Source organism: Salinispora goodfellowii, from assembly GCF_059570675.1.
The window spans coordinates 68,490-84,520 of record NZ_JCANTD010000021.1; the positions used below are offsets into that span (position 1 = coordinate 68,490).

Genomic DNA, 16,031 nt, shown 5'->3' on the forward strand with positions numbered 1-16,031 from the left:
GGTAGGCCGCTACGGCTCCAGGGTGAGCGTCCGGGCCGCCTCGGCCTCGATCGTGGCGCGCTCCCAACGCATCGGCAGGGTCTCCCCGGTGCGCCACAGCTCCAGCTGGTCGTCGTAGTTGCGGTGGAAGGCGTGCCCGGAGTTGCCGGTCAGCTGGATCCACCGGGAGGCGTCCAGGTCTGCCAGGTCAACGATCATCCGCATGGACGGGACGGCACTGACCTCGTACCCGTCGGCGGCGTCCCAGCCGGTGGCGTTGACGATCCCGCTGCCGCCGGAGACGCCGACCGGGTCCGCGTTGAAAAGCCACTCGACGATCCCCACACCCGAGGTACCGAAGGACTGGTTCCGCACGGTCAACGTGTGCATCCGGCCCCAGCGCCAGTCGGCCGGCTCGTCGCCCTGCTCGCGGGAGAGTTCACTCGCCGCCGCTTCGGCCGCCGCGCGCAGCAGGTCGTCCCGGCCCTCGACGGCCTCGGTCTCCGGCCGGTCCCACCACGGCGAGTCCGGTTGGCGGAGCAGACCCCGCACCACCTCGTACGACTGGTCGTTGCCATCGAGCCGGTGGTCCGCGGGCAGTTCGTCGAAGGTCGCCAGGAGCAGGTGTCGCCAGACCGCGTTGTAGTACGCCGCCGCGGCGGAGCGGCGCCCGTCCCCGGTGCCCGGCTCCCCTTCCGCCGGCTGCTGGTAGTCCCACTCCGTCCACAGCTCGGTGGCGGACCGGACCAGATCCGAGGCATCGGCGGCAACAGCCGCCTGGACCGCCGGGACGAGCGTCGACGCGAAACCGTTGCGGTTGTCGAACTGCATAGCCTGTACGTCCGCGACGGTGATCGCCCCGGCCTCCCGGGCGGAGCTGATCAACTCGTGGATGCGCTGGCTGCGGTAGCCGTAGTGCCAGTCGGTGGTGAGCAGGTGCGGGTACGCGGGGCCGATAACGGCCTCGTTGGCGGTGACCAGGTAGCCGGTGGGCGGGTTGAGGACACTCGGCAACTCCGCGAAGGGAAGGAAACTCTGCCAGTCGTACGCCGAGTCCCACCCGGGTGCCATCCATCGCCCGTCTCCCGTGCCCCGCACCGGGATCCGGCCGGGAGCCTGGTAGCCGATGTTGCCGTCGGTGTCGGCGTAGACGAGGTTCTGCGCGGGCACCTCGAACAGCGCCGCCGCGGCGCGGAAGTCGGTCCAGTTCGCGGCGGTGTTCAACTTGAAGATGGCGTCGGCGGTCCGGCCCGGCGCAAGCGCGGTCCAGCTCAGTGCGATGGCGTAGCCGTCGCGCTGCGCGTCGTCGGCGGGCGCCGGCTCGTCGGGGCGCAGCTGCGGGGTGGCGGCGACCGACGCCGGCGAACCCGCCGGGTCGACCGGCGGGGCAAGACCGATCTCGCGTAGTTCGGCCGAGGCGTCGGAGAGCAGGGGGCCGTGCCCGGAGGCCCGTACGGTGATCGACACATCCTCGCCGCCGGCGACCTTGATGGTTTCGGTGCGGGTCGTCAACGGCTGCCACCCTCCGTCGACCTGCACCCGGTCGCCGTCCACCCGCTCCAGGTAGAGGTCGGTGACGTCGGGGCTCAGGTTGGTGAAGCCCCACGCGATCCGAGCGTTGTGCCCGATGACCACACCCGGTGTGCCGGAGAAGCTGAAGCCGGAGACGTTGATGTCGCACGCGCAGTGCAGACCGATCTGGTACCAGATGCCGGGCATGCTGGGGCCGAGGTGCGGGTCGTTGGCGAGGATCGGCTTGCCGGTGTCGGTCAGGTCGCCGGCGACAACCCACGAGTTGGAGCCGATGCCCCGACCGGTGCCCAACATGGTCGGCAGCCGGGAGAGCCCGCCGGCCAGCGCGGTAGCCAGCCCGGCGGCAGCCGTGCCAGCGGTGGGGTCAGTCGGCTCCGCGGCAGCGGTTGGTCGGGCAGTGGCTGGTTCGACCGGGTCCCCGGGGAGCACGCCCCCGCCCGTTCCGGCAGTCTCGGTCCCGGCGGGAGCCGAGCGGTCCGCCGGGTCCGGGGAGGCCGGGTCCGGGGAGGCCGGGTCCGGGGAGGCCGGGTCCGGGGAGGCCGGGTCCGGGGAGGCCGGGTCGGCTTCCTGGTCGAAGGCGCCGTCCACGATGCCGCCCGTGGTGACGATCGGCTCGTGCCGGTCGAAGGGGTACCCCGGATACAGCTCCTCGACCTGCTGGCGGGTCAGGCCCGCAGCCAGAAGTGCCGCCCGGGCGAGCTCGTCTCTCATGTTGCCACGCAGGTCCCACGCCATCGCCTTCAGCCAGGCGATGCTGTCCACCGGGTGCCACGCCTCGATCTCATAGCCCGAGTTCTGCAGGCCGAGTACGGCGTACTCCAGACTCGCCCGGCCCCCGTCATTCTCGTCGAGCCAGGCGTTCACCCCGTCGGCGTACACCTGCAGGTAGCGCTTGGTTTCCGCCCCGAGGAGATCCCACTCCTGCTCGGCGACCCGACGCCACCCCATCGTCCGGAGGTAGACGTCGGTCTCCACCTGGCTCTCGCCGAAGAGCTCGGCGAGCCGGCCCGCGGTGAGATGGCGGCGGAAGTCCATCTCCCAGAACCGATCCTGCGCGTGGAGGTAGCCCTGCGCACGAAACAGGTCCTCGGCGGTCTCCGCGTACACCTGCGGAATGCCGTGCTCGTCGCGGTGCACGGTGACCGGGGCGGTGAGGCCGGGCAGCCGAAGCGCGCCATCATGCTGCGGGAACGCTCGACGCACCGTCCACACGGCGGCGAGAGTGAGCACGAGGGCAAGCGCGGTGAGGACCGCCACGGTCCAGATCGCGATCTTACGTATCCGGGGCGAAAGAACACGTGCAGGATTCACATCGAAAATCCTAGAGGTTCGATGGGCCATTAGGTGATCTTGAAGCTCGGGTAACGTATGCCCGGCAGCGGCAGCCATTGACGCGAACGAGTAGCGGGAGAGGCTGATGAAACCGACAATCGCCCTTCTCCCCAGCGCACTGCTCGGACCCGCCGTCTGGCAGCCGGTGCGGGAACAACTCCGCGCCGCCGGCCGGGACGCCATCGTCGCTGGCGAGCAGGGAGCAAGCGGAACCTCGGTGGACGCCGTCCTGCGGTGGTACCTGGAGAGCCTGCCCACCGGCAACGACTACGTGCTCGTGCCGCACAGCAACGCTGGCCTGTACGTGCCGGCCCTCACCGCGCGGCGCTCGGTGACCGGGCTCGTCTTCGTGGACGCGATCCTCCCGCCCCGGCAGGGAACCGTCCCGGTGGCACCTCCGGGCCTACCGGAACTGCTGCACGCCCTCGCCCGGCCGGACGGCGTACTGCCGGTCTGGACCTCCTGGTGGCCGCCGGAGGAGATCGCCTCCCTCTTCCCGTCCGAGCGGGTCAGAACGGAGGTGTCCGCGCAGCAACAGCGCTTCCCGCTCGCCTACTTCGCGCAGCAGGTAGCCATCGCCCCCGGCTGGTCCGACCGTCCCGCCGGCTATCTCGCCTTCGGCGACACGTACGAACCGGAACGGGTCACGGCGGAGGGTTGGGGCTGGCGCTCGTCCCGGATCGACGGCGGACACCTGCACATGCTGCACGCGCCGGGCCGGGTCGCCACCGCGATCGACCGGTTGCTGCTGGAGGTTGGAGCGACCCACCATCGGCAGGTCACGATGCTCGCGCGCCAGCGCGGCGGTGGCGTCGATGGCCCGACCGAGCAGCTCCTCGATCACATCGAGTGAAGCCTTGATCTGCAGAATGGTGGCGCTGTCGGTGATGTCCTGCGTCGTCGCACCCCAGTGGCACCAGTTTCCACCCTCGCCGGCCAGCTCCTGGAGCTGATGCACCAGCGGCAGAACGGGATAGCCGATGGCGACCGTCTCCTGGGCGAGCTTGTCCATGTCGATGTTCTCGATCCGGCAGGCGTCGAATATCGCCGCCGCGGCGTCCCGCGGAATCACCCCGATCGTGCCCTGCACCCGGGACAGCGCGGCTTCCACCTCCAGGTAGCGGCGGGTGCGGCCCTCGTCCGACCAGATCGCCCGCACCCGGGGCTCACCGAAGATGTCCCGGAATACCAGGCTGTCGATCGCGCTCGTAGGCATTGTTTCCTCTGTCCCTCAGCCCGCCACCTGATTACCTACAGTTGTCCGAATCTAACAGCAGGTCACGCCGGTCGAAGGTGGTCGAACGTTTCCACGACCAGGCCCATCGACGGCGTCACGGCGTGCTCTTCCCGGCGGCAGCGGTCTGCCTCGGTAGCGACACGGGGGTGTCGTAGCCGGCGGCTTGCAGGGTGAACAACTCGGCGTACCGACCGCCGGCCGCGAGCAGGTCGTCGTGGGTACCGGCTTCGACGAGCCGGCCGTGGTGCAGGACGTAGATGCGGTCCGCGTGGCGGACGTTGGCGAGCCGGTGGGTGATGAGAACGGTGATTCCGTGGCCCTGCCGGTCGCGGATCGCCTGAAACAGGGCGTCCTCCGCGCGCGGGTCGAGCGCCGAGGAGGGCTCGTCCATGATGAGCAGGTCGGCGTCCCGCAGGAAGCCCCGGGCCGCCGTGATGCGTTGCCACTGCCCACCGGAGAGGTCCTGACCGCCGGCGAAGGTCCGGTCGAGCAGGGTCTCGTAGCCGTGCGGCAGCTCATTGATCATGTTGTGGGCGACGGCACGGCTGGCGGCGGCCTCGATCCGGTCGGACTGCGGGGTGGTGGTGAGGTCGCCGATGGCGATGTTCGTGGCGGCGGTGAACGGCCACTTGTGGTATTCCTGCGTCACCACCGCGATCCGGGCCCGAAGCGCGTCGGTGTCCCAGTCGTCGGTGGGCCGTCCGTTGTAGCGGATGGTCCCGCCGGTGGGCGTCCGCAGGGTGGCGATCATCGTGGCGAGGGTGGACTTGCCGGAGCCGTTCTCCCCCACGAACGCCACCGTCTGCCCCGCCGCGATGCTCAGGCTGACCTGGTCAACGGCGGCGGCGTCCCGGTCGGGGTAGCGCAGGCTGACCGCGTCCACCGCGACCGCCCGCAACCGCTGCGGCACCGAGCGGTCAGCGTCGCCGGTACGCGGCTCGGGCAGGTAGTCGGCGGCGCGGGTCATGAAGCCGGTGTAGTCGCGGAAGTGCTGGCCCTCGGTGTAGGCACGGTCCATCTGGAAGGTGACCACCGCCAGGGATCGCTGTGCGGACTGCACGGCGATGACGCCGGTGGCCGCGGCGGCGAGGGGAATGTGCCCTTCGACCAGCAGGAAGCCGAGCAGCACGTAGACCACGGTGGTGGCGATCCCACCGATCATCGCACCGACGGTGGTGGTCGTGGTGACCCGACGGGCCAGGGCGAGCTGGATCCCGGTCTCGACCCCCATCACCCGGTCGTACTGGTCGAGCAGGAAGGACCGCAGCCCGTAGCTGCGCAACTCGGGGGCGGAGTCACGTTCGGCCATCAACCGGTGCAGCAGCCACAACCGCCGCCGCCGCACCGACCCCGCCGCGTACGTCTGATAGCGCAGGTGCCCGGCGCGCAGCGACGCCCACCCGTTCGGCACCGTGGCCACCAGCAGCGCGACCAGTAGCAGCGGGTGGATCACCACGACGGCGACCGCGACGGCGAGCACACCGGTGAGGCCGGCGAGCAGGTTCATCGACGCCTGCACCAGGCCGGTCGTGGAGTCCGCGCCCCGGGAGGCCCGCTCCATGTCGTCGGCGAAGGCGTCCGCGTCGAACGCCTCCAGCCGGACGGCCGTGGTCACCTCGAACAGGCCCCGCTCCACCTCCCGGTCCACCTTCGGGCTCAGGCCGTTCTGGGCGTACCCCATCGCGGTGGCCATGCCGGCGCGCAGCGCGGTCACCGCCGCCAGGGCGACCAGGGCGGGCAGCGCGGCGATAACCTTGTCGGCGGTCGGTCCGCCGGCGAACAACTCCACCAGCACCCGCTGCGCGGCGAGGAGCCCGAAGGCGGCCAGCACCCCGGCACCCACCGTGGTCGCCGCCACGACCGAGGTGCGGAGCCGATCGGCCCGCCAGCTGACGGCCAGCGCCGCGCCCACCAGTCGGGGCAGTTCGGAGAAGACCGCCAAGAGACCGGCCTGCGCCCGCGCTCGCACCCCGGTCTCCCACCACATCTGGCGCAACTCCGGTAACGCCGAGTCCCGCACCCCCTCGGCATCGGGGCGCGGGTCTCGCTGGGTCGGCTTCGGCTGATCGGACGGGGGGTCGGGCGGGCTGGTTGTCGACATGCCGGAAACGTAGGACTGGCCGGGGGAACACGCCCGCAGCACCGCGCGCCGACAATGTCGGTAGCCGCGACACCGATTCCGACATCACCCGAACGCGTCGGCGGCGGCGGGCGGAAGTGTCACCACCGACAGCTACGGTGTTCGCTCATCGTGACCGCGACCCGGGGGTGGCAGCGATGCGCGACACCGACGACACCAGGACCGCCCGCCGCGCCCTCGGCCGTCGCCTCGCCGAGCTACGCCGGGCCGCCGGGCAGACCCAGCACAGCCTCGCTCGGCTCGTCCAGTACGGACGCAGCTCCGTGGCGAACACCGAAACCGGCCGCCAGCATCCGGAACGGCCCTTCTGGGCCCGCTGCGACGAGGTGCTGCGCACCGGCGGGGTGCTCACCGCCGAATATGACCGCATCGCGCACCGGGAGCACCGCCACCGCGCGGTCCCGGCGCGCGGTGGCGGCGCCGCCCCGACCAGCGGCCCCCCAGCCACGTGGTGGGAGGCCGTGGACGACGCCGAAGGCTGCTCACCGGCCGCTCTGGTGGACCGGCTCTGTCTCCTGCGCCACGATGTGGACCGCGCGATCGTCGCGCTGACCTGGCTCGGCTACCACCCCACCGCGACGATCAGCCACTCCGGGTCGCCCGCGGAGATGAACGAGGACTGGTCCGCGACATCGTCGTAGGGGAAGCCGTAGGAGAGGCCGTCGATGGACTGCTCGTGCCAGAACTTCGCGTAGTAGTTCGCCGGTGCCTGCTGGTAGAAGAGGTTCGGGTCCTCCCACTGCGACCGGGGCAGGTGGGCGACGTGCCGGTTCAGCGCGGCACAACCGTCCGGGTTGCTCGCCAGCGGTCCGGAGCACCCGAAGATCTGGGCGGTGGTGGCGGGGATCCCGACCGACGACGCGTACCCGCTCAGGTAGTCGGCGTACTGCCCGCCCGAGCGGAACTGGGGCGTGTTGCCGGGGGACGGCACGCGATACGGCGCCTCGATCGTGGCGAGGTGCTTGAACTCGGCCGGCATCGCGTCGGAGAACCGCTGAAACGTCGTGTCGCGGCCCTCGGCGAAGATCGCCTCGGTCTCCCCGACCGCGTTGTCGTATCCGCCACCGGCGCGCAGCCGCATCGCCAGCGGGAGCCCGAACGCGTCCACCCGGGTGGTGTTGCCGTTGAAGCGGTCCGCGGCGACGGTGAACTCGACAAAGTCCCGATACTGGCTGGTCGGTGAGCCGAGGTAGAAGTACATCCGGCCGGCCGAGTTCGCCGGCATGTCGAGGTACTGCTGTTCGGCGATGGAGCGGGTCTGGCCGCCGAAGCTCCAATACACCTGGCTGTCGGGGTAGCGTCCGTTGGTGCGGTTCAGGATCTTGACCGTGAGGACGTTCTGGGCGGGCGGGATCGTGCTGGTGTCACCCCAGAAGTCGTCGTCCGGCGGTGGTTCCGACTCCGCCGTCCGCACGACGAACTCCCAGAGCGAGTAGCCGTACGGGGTGTTGCGGGCGGTACCGTACATCCGCACGTACCGTCCCGTGCCGGAGACATCGAGCGTCTGCACACCACCGGCGCCGGTCGTGGTGGCGTAGCGGGTGGTCCACGGTCCGGCCGGGCTGTCGGCGGTCTGCAGCTCGAACGCCCGCCCGGAGGCCGCCTCCCAGGACAGGACGACCTGGCAGATGGTGTGGACCGCACCGAGGTCGACCCGAAGCCACTGTGGGTCGGCGAAGGCACTCGACCAGCGGGTGGCGGCGTTGCCGTCCACGGCCGCCGTGGCCGGGGTGGTGGCGGTCTCGACCGAGGAGGCCGTCACGTCCCGACCGAGTGCGGCATTACCCGTGCAGGTGGAGCCGCTGGTGCCGTAGACCTCGAACTCCCACAGGGAGTAGCCCCACGCGGTGCCCCGGTCGGTGCCGTAGAGCCGGATGTAACGCCCGGTGCCGCTGACCGTGAGGTTCTGGGTGCCGCCTGTCGCGGCGGCCGTCTGATAGATCGCCTGCCAGGGGCCGGCGGGGTTTGCCGAAACCTGGATCTGGAAGGCACTCCCGTAGGCGGCCTCCCACCGCAGGGTTACCTGACTGATCGTGGCGGTGCCGCCCAGGTCAACCTGGAGCCACTGCGGATCGCTGAACTCGCTCGACCAGCGGGTGTCCGGGTCGCCGTCGGTGGCGGCGGCGGCCGGCGTGTCGTCGAGTTCGACTGAGGAGGCGGAGGTCGGCTTTCCCTGGGAGAGCAGGGCGGCCGCGGCCTGGGCCCGCTCGGCGGGAAGCGTCAGGACGGTGGCGAGCAGGATGAGCGGGACCACGAACGCCAGCACGCGGCGGTAACGCGGACGGTGGGAGATCAGGCGAGCTGTCGGCATGACGGGCTCCCGGAATGGTGGCGGTAACATGAGAGAGCGCTCTCAGCGTATCGACAGACTCGAATTAGTCAAGCGATCTGAGCTGCGCGGTCAGCAGGCAAGGAGCACCATCGCCACCCCGCCGCGTGCAGCGCGAGCGCCACGCCCCCGAGCGCGAGTCCACCGCAGACAGCGGTGACCCCGGCGGTCAGGGCCGTCCGGTCGACCTTGCCGTTGTCGTTGAGCGGCAGGGCGGTCATCGGTGCCAGGGCCGCGGGAAGCATGTACTCCGACAGCCGGTCGGGGACGGACCGATCAGCAGTCAGGCCGGGCCGGCCGTGGTATCCGCGCACCACACCGGAACCGCCGATGTGGAGCTGTCCCACCACGCCCACCGGCACCGGCTGGTACGCCTCGTCGAACAGGTAGATCCGGGTGTTGGCGATCGGTGAACCGAGGTCCACCGCGGCCGGGGCCGGCCGCGGTGGGGCCGGGCGACCGCGTGCCACGGCCAGGCCGATCGCGGCGGCGGCTGGTGTCGCAACACCGAAAGACAGCTACAGAACAGTGGAACGGAGGACTAAAATTTCGCCGGCCCCGCGTCGAGCGGCGCTCATGGAACCGGAGACAAAAAGAAGCTACGAGCAAATATCCAAGACCTGTCAACCAACCGACAAGCCTGACCTGAGCCGCCTAACGGCTAGCCGACAACTGCCGAACAGTCCGTTTATTCGGGACAATGCAAAACCATCTCCCGGCCCTGCCACTTGGGAGTATCCGCCGGCGAAGAAAGTGAACCGCGGGCCGAAGAAAATGGCCGCGGGCGCCCCCGGTTGCCCGGTGCGCCCGCGGCGGTAGCCCCGTGCGGCGCGGGTCAACCCTGGGCCTTCAGCCACTCCCGTAGCCCGCGCGGGCGCAGGTCGGTCCAGACCTCGTCGATGTACGCCAGACAGCTGGCGCGATCGCCGCTGAAGCCCACCCTGCGCCATCCGGCCGGAAGCTCCGACCCGTCCGGCCAGATCGAGTACTGCTCTTCGTCGTTCATCACGACGTCGTAGGGGCGCGGATCCTCGGATTCCTCCATCGACACTCTCCACGGGAGACAGCCACAGGTTAACCGGAGACTATACCGTCCAATTCCGCTGGCCCGGGTTGACCGATCGTCGCCTATTCGGTCATCCGATCGCCCACGGAAATCAGACCGAGATGCGAACGCCATCCATTAAGCGGCAAGACTCGGATAAGCAACCATACACCCGATTCAGGTAATTCCAGAAATTTCACAGTCGGTAGGCATTTGTCAGGCCACGTGCGTGGGGCCGCAACGACCCTTCTGAACCCGCCCATCTGCCGCTAACCCACCATTTGCTTACCTTTCGCACCCTTGCCCTTGCAATTTTCCCGAAGCCGTACAGCATGTAGGGATGACAGCCGATAGAAACAGCTTTAAATACCCAGGCCGCGGTGCGGCCACTGTGGCCACAGCCCTGCTGGGAGCGGCCCTGCTTGGGCTCACCGCCACCCCCACGCCGGTTTCGGCGAACGAGGCCACCCTGCCCCTCGGCGACGCCGACCTGGCGGAAAGCCGCAGCAGCGAGACGCTCGCCAAGGGCGTCACGCTGACCCGGATCGTCCGTGGCACCGAGCCGGCACCGATCGACCAGATCGGCGACACCCCCCGAGGCCCGTGGGTGGTCAATGTGCTGACGATCGACCCCAAGCAGAGCCGGGGGCACCTCGCCGCCACCTACGGAACCGACTTGGCCGGAGTCGAAAAGACCACCGACCTCGTCCGCGAGGCTGACGCGCTGGCCGGAGTCAACGCCTCCTTCTTCACCTTCACCGCCAGCGCCGAGTATCCCGGCGACCCTGTCGGCCTGGGGGTATACGGCGGGCGGCTGCTCAGCGAGCCCACCGGTGACGAGGCGGAGGCAGATCTGGTCCTCGACGCCAAGAACCACAAGATGATCATGGGCCAGCTGCAGTGGACCGGCAGCATCAGCAACACCCGGACCAAGACCAGCCTTCCGCTGGAGTACATCAACCACCCCCCGGTTGTCCCGGACGCCTGCACCGAGCTTCCAGACCCGACCCAGTGCGCCGACTCCGGCGACACGGTGCGATTCACGCCGGAGTTCGCCGCCAGCACGCCGTCCGGGCCGGGCGTCGAGGTCGTCCTCGACCGCAAGGGCTGCGTGGTCCGGACCACGACCACGCGCGGCACGACCCTCGACCCGGACCAGACCTCCCTCCAGGCGACCGGGCGGGAGACGGCGGATCTGCTCGCCGTGGCGCAGGGCTGCGTGAAGCACTCCAGTTCCCTGCAGGACGAGGCCGGCAAGAAGGTTCAGCTGCGCCCCGGGACGTTCGCGGTGAACGGCCGCTACCGGCTGATGGAGGACGGGCAGGTCGTCGCGCCCACCGACTCGGACGGCTTCTTCGCGCGCCACCCGCGCACCATCGCCGGAACCACCCTCGACGGCAAAATCATGCTCGTAACCGTCGATGGCCGACAGACCACCAGCGTGGGCACCACCATGACCGAGACCGCCACGGTCGCCGCCGCGCTCGGCATGCACAACGCGGTCAACCTGGACGGTGGCGGATCAACCACGATGTCTGTCGAGGGCAATTTGGTCAATCAGCCCAGCGGTAGCGAGGAGCGCCCGGTCGGCGACGCACTCGTCTACATCGACCGCAAGTTCAGCCACCGCTGACCCGTCCCGCTCTCCCTGAGCCCGGCGGGCACCCCGGCACGGAGTCCGGCTGATCGGATCAGAAGTAATACCGACTCAGCCGGACTCCCTCCGCTCCAGCCCGCCCCAGTCGGGCACCAGCCGATCGGGTTGCCTGCCGGCGAGACAGCGGCGACCGCCAGCACGACCGGCACGGTCAGAGTGAACCCGCGCGGTCAGCGCGACCGGCACGGTCAGAGTGAACCCGCGCGGTCAGCGCGACCGGCACGGTCAGAGTGAACCGGTGGCGCGGTCGGACAGCCGCACCAGCAGGGCGCACCCCAGCACCGAACTGACCGCCTGCGCGAGCAGCCACGGCCAACCGAGCACCGCCGGCGCCGGCAGCAGCACCAGGCCGATCGAGACCGGCAGGGTCAGCACAGCGAGAACGTCAACCCCGTTGAGCAGCCAGAGCAGCATTCCGGCCGGAAAAGCCCCGAGCGGCGTATCGATCAGGATGGTGCCGATCGAGGCGGCACTCGCCTTCGCCCGCCAGAAGGCACCCGCCGCCACGGCCGGTCCCGCCAGCAGACCGAGCGCCCACCACGGCCCGGTGACCGCCCCGAGGACCTGCAACACGCCCAGGGCGATCGCGAGCCAGCCACCGGCGATGACGGCGGGGACCACGAGTCGCGCGGCGGTCACCCGGCGACCCGTGAGACCGAGCAGCCGCAGCAGCGCCGGGTTCGCGGCGTCACTGTGCGTGGACTCCCCGGTGAAGCCGGCGACATTCAACGCGCCGATCAGGACCACGCCGAGCAGGAGCCAGGCCGGACCCTCGGCAAGGTAGACCGGGACGGCCACCGCGGCAACCGGCCACCAGAGCCGCGGTGCCTTCCGGCGCAGAATGATCAGATCCTGGGCGATGAGCGGAGAGAGCCGGCGGGTCGACAGCAGCCGTGTCGTCCGGACCCGGGTCCGGCTACGCCAGAACCGACGGGCACTCAGCTCGGCCAGGTAGGAGGGTTCAACCGCGTAAACGACATCGGCGTACGCGCCCGCGTTGATCGACGCCTCGGCGATCGGTGCGGCGGGCCAGTTCTCCAGCCCCCGCCAGGTCAACCCGACCAGGAACAGCCCCGTGACCAGGGCGGCGACACCGCCGGCGAGCACCACCACGGGTGATATCGGCACGGCGGGCAGGCCGTGCCCGCCGGTGGCGCTCAGCGCGGCGGCCACGACGAGGCTGCCCGCGCCGATCGCGACGCCGCCGCCGTCCGCGAAGCGGGCCGCGGCGGGCCGGGGCTGGCCGGCGATGGCGAGCAACGCCACGAAGACGGCGGCAGCCGCGCCGGTGGCGGCGCCGGCCCACAGCGCCAGGAGCTCGGTCGGGCGGGCGGATATGCGCCCGGTCACCGCGATCCCGATGGCAGCGCCGACGACGAGCGCGGCGATGGTGGTGAGGGCGAGTGCCGGCGTGAGCAGGGTACGCCGGGGGATCGGCGCGAGCAGCAGCCAGGTGGCGTCGCTGCGGCTGACCGAGAGCGGGCCGAGCTGGCGGAGCACGACGAAGAAGGCGGCGAGGGCAGCCACCGCTCCGACGAACGGGGTCACCGCCGGGGCACCGAGCGACTCCGGTGGCCAGATCACCCGCGCCACCGGCTGCCCGACCAGCGCGGCGGCCATCAGCAACGTGAGGGTCACGACGTAGACGGTGCTGATGTCGACGCGGCCCTCGGCGGCGATCCGGCGGCGGCGCACCCAGCGGCGGGCATCAACCGTGGCCGGGGCCGCTGGCCGGACCGGGGCCGCGACCGGGGTCACTCCGCCTCCGGACGGATGAGTACGACCTCGCCGGCACCGACGCCGACCCGGAACCCGTCGTCGTGGCTGGCCATGACGAGCGTGCCGCCGGCCGCCACGTACGAGCGCAGGTGGGCGGCGACCGCACCCTTGATCCGGGTGTCGAGGCGTTGCTCGGGCTCGTCCAGGACGAGAAGCCGGCTGGGCCGCACGAGGGTCGCGGCGAGCAGGAAGCGCTGCCGCTGCCCGGAGGAGAGGGTGCTGGGCAGGCTGTCGGAGAGCCCGGCCAGGCCGAGGGTGACGCAGAGCTCGGCGATGTGTCCGTCGTCGGGGTCCCCGCCGTTGACCACTCGGACCAGGTCGAGATGTTCCCGCACGGTCAGGCCCTGGTACCAGCTCGGCGACTCCACTGTGGTGGCGACCTGACGCCAGAAGTCCGCCCCGCGGCCCGGAGCCGTCGCGAAGACGGAGATCTCACCGGCGGTTGGCTCCTGTAGGCCGGTGACGCATCGCAGCAGAGTGGACTTTCCGGCCCCGTTCTCGCCGACCAGTGCGACGGCGCCGCCCTCGGGGATCTGAAGGTCGATGTGGTCCAGAACCAGCGTCGAGCCGTACCGGACCGTCACCTGCCGAACGTCAACCACCGTGGTCATCGGCGCATTCTCACCGTCGTGCCTCCGCCCCCCGTCGCGCGAGTTCGCGCGCTTCGCCCGGACATCATGGCACAGTCCGGCGACCGGAACAGATCAGCGTTGATGACGGCCAGACCCGCACGACACACGCCTGAAACAACTTTTCATCAGCCCTTCTCGATGTCGAAGCGGCATGGTTACATCGGTATGTGCCGTTGCTTGGAGCGCTCCCAAGGGCACCCGAGACAAGGAGGTAAGGCATGAGACGCCTGTTCCAGGCGCTGACCGTACTCGCGGTCGCTGCCACCGCCGCGCTGGTCGCCGCAGCGCCGGCCCAAGCCGCAACGATCTGCGAGCAGTACGGCACCACCACCATCCAGGACAAGTACATCGTCCAGAACAACCGCTGGGGCAGCGCCGCCGAGCAGTGCATCGACACCACCAACAGCGGCTTCCGGATCACCTCCCAGCAGGGGTCAACCTCCACCTCCGGGCCGCCGCTGTCCTTCCCGTCGGTGGTGCTCGGCTGTCACTACCAGAACTGCTCACCCGGGACCAACCTGCCAGCGCAGCTCAGCCAGGTCAGCAACGTCCCGTCCACGATCAGTTACGGGTACGCGGGCGGCACCTACAACGCTACGTACGACATCTGGATGGACCCGACCCCGAAGACTGACGGGGTGAGCCAGATGGAGATCATGATCTGGTTCCACCGACAGGGCTCGATCCAACCGATTGGCGGTCCGGTCGGCAACGCCTCGGTAGGGGGTCGTAACTGGGAGGTCTGGCAGGGGAACAACGGCGGCAACGACGTCGTCTCCTACCTCGCACCGGCGACCATCAACAGCTGGTCGTTCAACGTCAAGGACTTCATCGACGACGTCGTCGCGCGGACCCAGGTCACCAACGACTGGTACCTGACCAGCCTGCAGGCGGGCTTCGAACCGTGGAACGGCGGCGTCGGGCTGGCCGTCAACAACTTCTCCGCCGACGTGAACATCGGAACGAGCCCCCCGCCCCCACCGCCGCCGGGTGACGGCGGCACGATCGTCGGCCAGGCCAGCGGACGATGCCTGGACATCCTGGACCTCGGCACCGCGGACAGCACCCCGATCCAGCTCTGGGACTGCACCGCGAACTGGAACCAACTGTGGAACCGCACCGGCAACACCTTCGTCAACCCACAGACCGGCAAGTGCCTCGACGTCTCCGGCGGGTCCACCGCCAACGGCGCCCGCGTGCAGCTCTACACCTGCAACGGCACCGGAGCCCAAAGCTGGCAGGTCAACGGCGACGGCACCGTCACCAACCCGCAGTCCGGCAAGTGCCTTGACGCGGTGGAGCAGGGCACCGGTAACGGCACCCGGATCCAGATCTGGGACTGCTTCGGCGGTGGCGGCACCCAGCCCAACCAGGTCTGGACCGTCGGCGGCGGCAGCACGCCCCCGCCCCCGGGCGACGACCAGACCCCGTTGGCGATCAACGGCCAGCTGTACGTCTGTGGGGTGAACCTGTGCAACCAGTACAACCAGCCGATCCAGCTGCGCGGCATGAGCACCCACGGCCTGCAGTGGTTCAACAACTGCTACAACGACGCCTCGCTCGACGTGCTTGCCGACGAGTGGCGGGCTGACCTGTTCCGGATCGCCATGTATGTGCAGGAGGGCGGCTACGAGACCAACCCGCCGTGGTTCACCAACCGGGTCAACGAGCTCGTGGACGAGGCCGAGGAGCGCGGCCTCTACGCGATGATCGACTTTCACACGCTGACGCCGGGCGACCCGATGTACAACCTCGATCGGGCGAAAACCTTCTTCGCCGCCGTCGCTTCTCGCAACGCCGACAAGAAGAACGTCATCTACGAGATCGCCAACGAGCCCAACGGGGTCGGCTGGGGCACCATCAAGAGCTACGCCGAGCAGGTCATCCCGGTGATCCGGGCCAACGATCCGGACGCCGTGATCATCGTCGGCACCCGAGGCTGGTCGTCCCTCGGCGTCTCCGAGGGCGCCAACGCCGACGAGGTCATCAACAATCCGGTCAACGCCAGCAACATCATGTACGCGTTCCACTTCTACGCCGCGTCCCACCAGGACTTCTACCGCGCCGAGGTGCAGCGTGCGGCGGCGACACTCCCGCTGTTCGTCACCGAGTTCGGCACCGTCGACTACACCGGTGACGGTGGGGTCGACGTGGGCAGTACCAACGCCTGGATCAACCTGCTCGACCAGCTGAAGATCGGCTACGCAAACTGGACCTACTCCGACGCCAACGAGGGCAGCGGAGCGTTCCACCCCGGGACCTGCAACAGCGGCAACTTCTCCGGGACAGCGAACCTGACCGCCTCCGGCAATCTCCTTCGCAGCCGGATCAGCACCCCGGACAACTTCCCGACGAGCTGACCTCGGCC

At 69.8% G+C, this 16,031-nt stretch carries 9 protein-coding genes and 3 pseudogenes; 4 read left to right on the top strand and 8 right to left on the bottom strand.

From position 1 onward, the window contains the following. Window positions 1-9: 9 nt before the first annotated feature. Complete coding sequence (locus tag T398_RS18680; protein WP_496448594.1) at window positions 10-2,823, bottom strand: penicillin acylase family protein; 2,814 nt, start codon at window positions 2,821-2,823, stop codon at window positions 10-12. A gap of 106 nt (window positions 2,824-2,929) precedes the next feature. Between T398_RS18680 and T398_RS18685 the strand changes: the two are divergent. Further along, window positions 2,930-3,592, top strand: a pseudogene (locus T398_RS18685) (hypothetical protein); the annotation flags it as partial. A gap of 57 nt (window positions 3,593-3,649) precedes the next feature. On the opposite strand, the pseudogene T398_RS18690 reads toward T398_RS18685, so the two are convergent. Both T398_RS18690 and T398_RS18695 read right to left on the bottom strand, forming a co-directional pair. After that, window positions 3,650-4,060, bottom strand: a pseudogene (locus T398_RS18690) (3-carboxy-cis,cis-muconate cycloisomerase); the annotation flags it as partial. Between the two features lie 115 nt (window positions 4,061-4,175). After that, the gene (locus tag T398_RS18695; protein ID WP_496448596.1) at window positions 4,176-6,182 is read right to left on the bottom strand and encodes an ABC transporter ATP-binding protein; all 2,007 of its coding nucleotides are present in this window, start codon (window positions 6,180-6,182) and stop codon (window positions 4,176-4,178) included. Between the two features lie 176 nt (window positions 6,183-6,358). Here T398_RS18695 and T398_RS18700 point away from each other — a divergent pair, with 176 nt between their 5' ends. Then, window positions 6,359-6,862 (top strand): helix-turn-helix domain-containing protein, encoded by a 504-nt coding sequence (locus T398_RS18700; RefSeq protein ID WP_496448598.1) that lies wholly within the window; start codon window positions 6,359-6,361, stop codon window positions 6,860-6,862. On the opposite strand, the gene T398_RS18705 is transcribed toward T398_RS18700, so the two are convergent. The 3 genes and pseudogenes from T398_RS18705 to T398_RS18715 form a co-directional block, all read right to left on the bottom strand. Further along, entirely contained in the window at window positions 6,784-8,532 is a 1,749-nt protein-coding gene (locus tag T398_RS18705) for a galactose-binding domain-containing protein (RefSeq protein WP_496448600.1), read from the bottom strand. The genes T398_RS18700 and T398_RS18705 overlap by 79 nt on opposite strands. A 188-nt stretch (window positions 8,533-8,720) precedes the next feature. Beyond that, window positions 8,721-8,999: pseudogene (locus T398_RS18710) on the bottom strand (AMP-binding protein); the annotation flags it as partial. Window positions 9,000-9,385: 386 nt separating this feature from the next. Beyond that, window positions 9,386-9,595, bottom strand: coding sequence for an MbtH family protein (locus tag T398_RS18715; RefSeq protein ID WP_496448602.1), 210 nt, complete (start codon window positions 9,593-9,595; stop codon window positions 9,386-9,388). Between the two features lie 391 nt (window positions 9,596-9,986). Between T398_RS18715 and T398_RS18720 the strand changes: the two genes are divergently transcribed. Continuing rightward, window positions 9,987-11,228: a phosphodiester glycosidase family protein gene (locus T398_RS18720; protein ID WP_496448604.1), complete on the top strand. Its 1,242-nt coding sequence runs from the start codon at window positions 9,987-9,989 to the stop codon at window positions 11,226-11,228. Window positions 11,229-11,477: 249 nt separating this feature from the next. On the opposite strand, the gene T398_RS18725 is transcribed toward T398_RS18720, so the two are convergent. Together T398_RS18725 and T398_RS18730 are read right to left on the bottom strand one after the other, a co-directional pair. Continuing rightward, window positions 11,478-13,010 (bottom strand): DUF6297 family protein, encoded by a 1,533-nt coding sequence (locus tag T398_RS18725; protein ID WP_496448606.1) that lies wholly within the window; start codon window positions 13,008-13,010, stop codon window positions 11,478-11,480. Then, complete coding sequence (locus T398_RS18730) at window positions 13,007-13,642, bottom strand: ABC transporter ATP-binding protein (protein WP_496448608.1); 636 nt, start codon at window positions 13,640-13,642, stop codon at window positions 13,007-13,009. The genes T398_RS18725 and T398_RS18730 overlap by 4 nt, the downstream gene beginning before the upstream one ends. Before the next feature lie 239 nt (window positions 13,643-13,881). On the opposite strand from T398_RS18730, the gene T398_RS18735 reads away from it, so the two are divergent. Continuing rightward, window positions 13,882-16,023 (top strand): cellulase family glycosylhydrolase, encoded by a 2,142-nt coding sequence (locus T398_RS18735; RefSeq protein WP_496448610.1) that lies wholly within the window; start codon window positions 13,882-13,884, stop codon window positions 16,021-16,023. The last annotated feature ends 8 nt before the right edge of the window (window positions 16,024-16,031 follow it).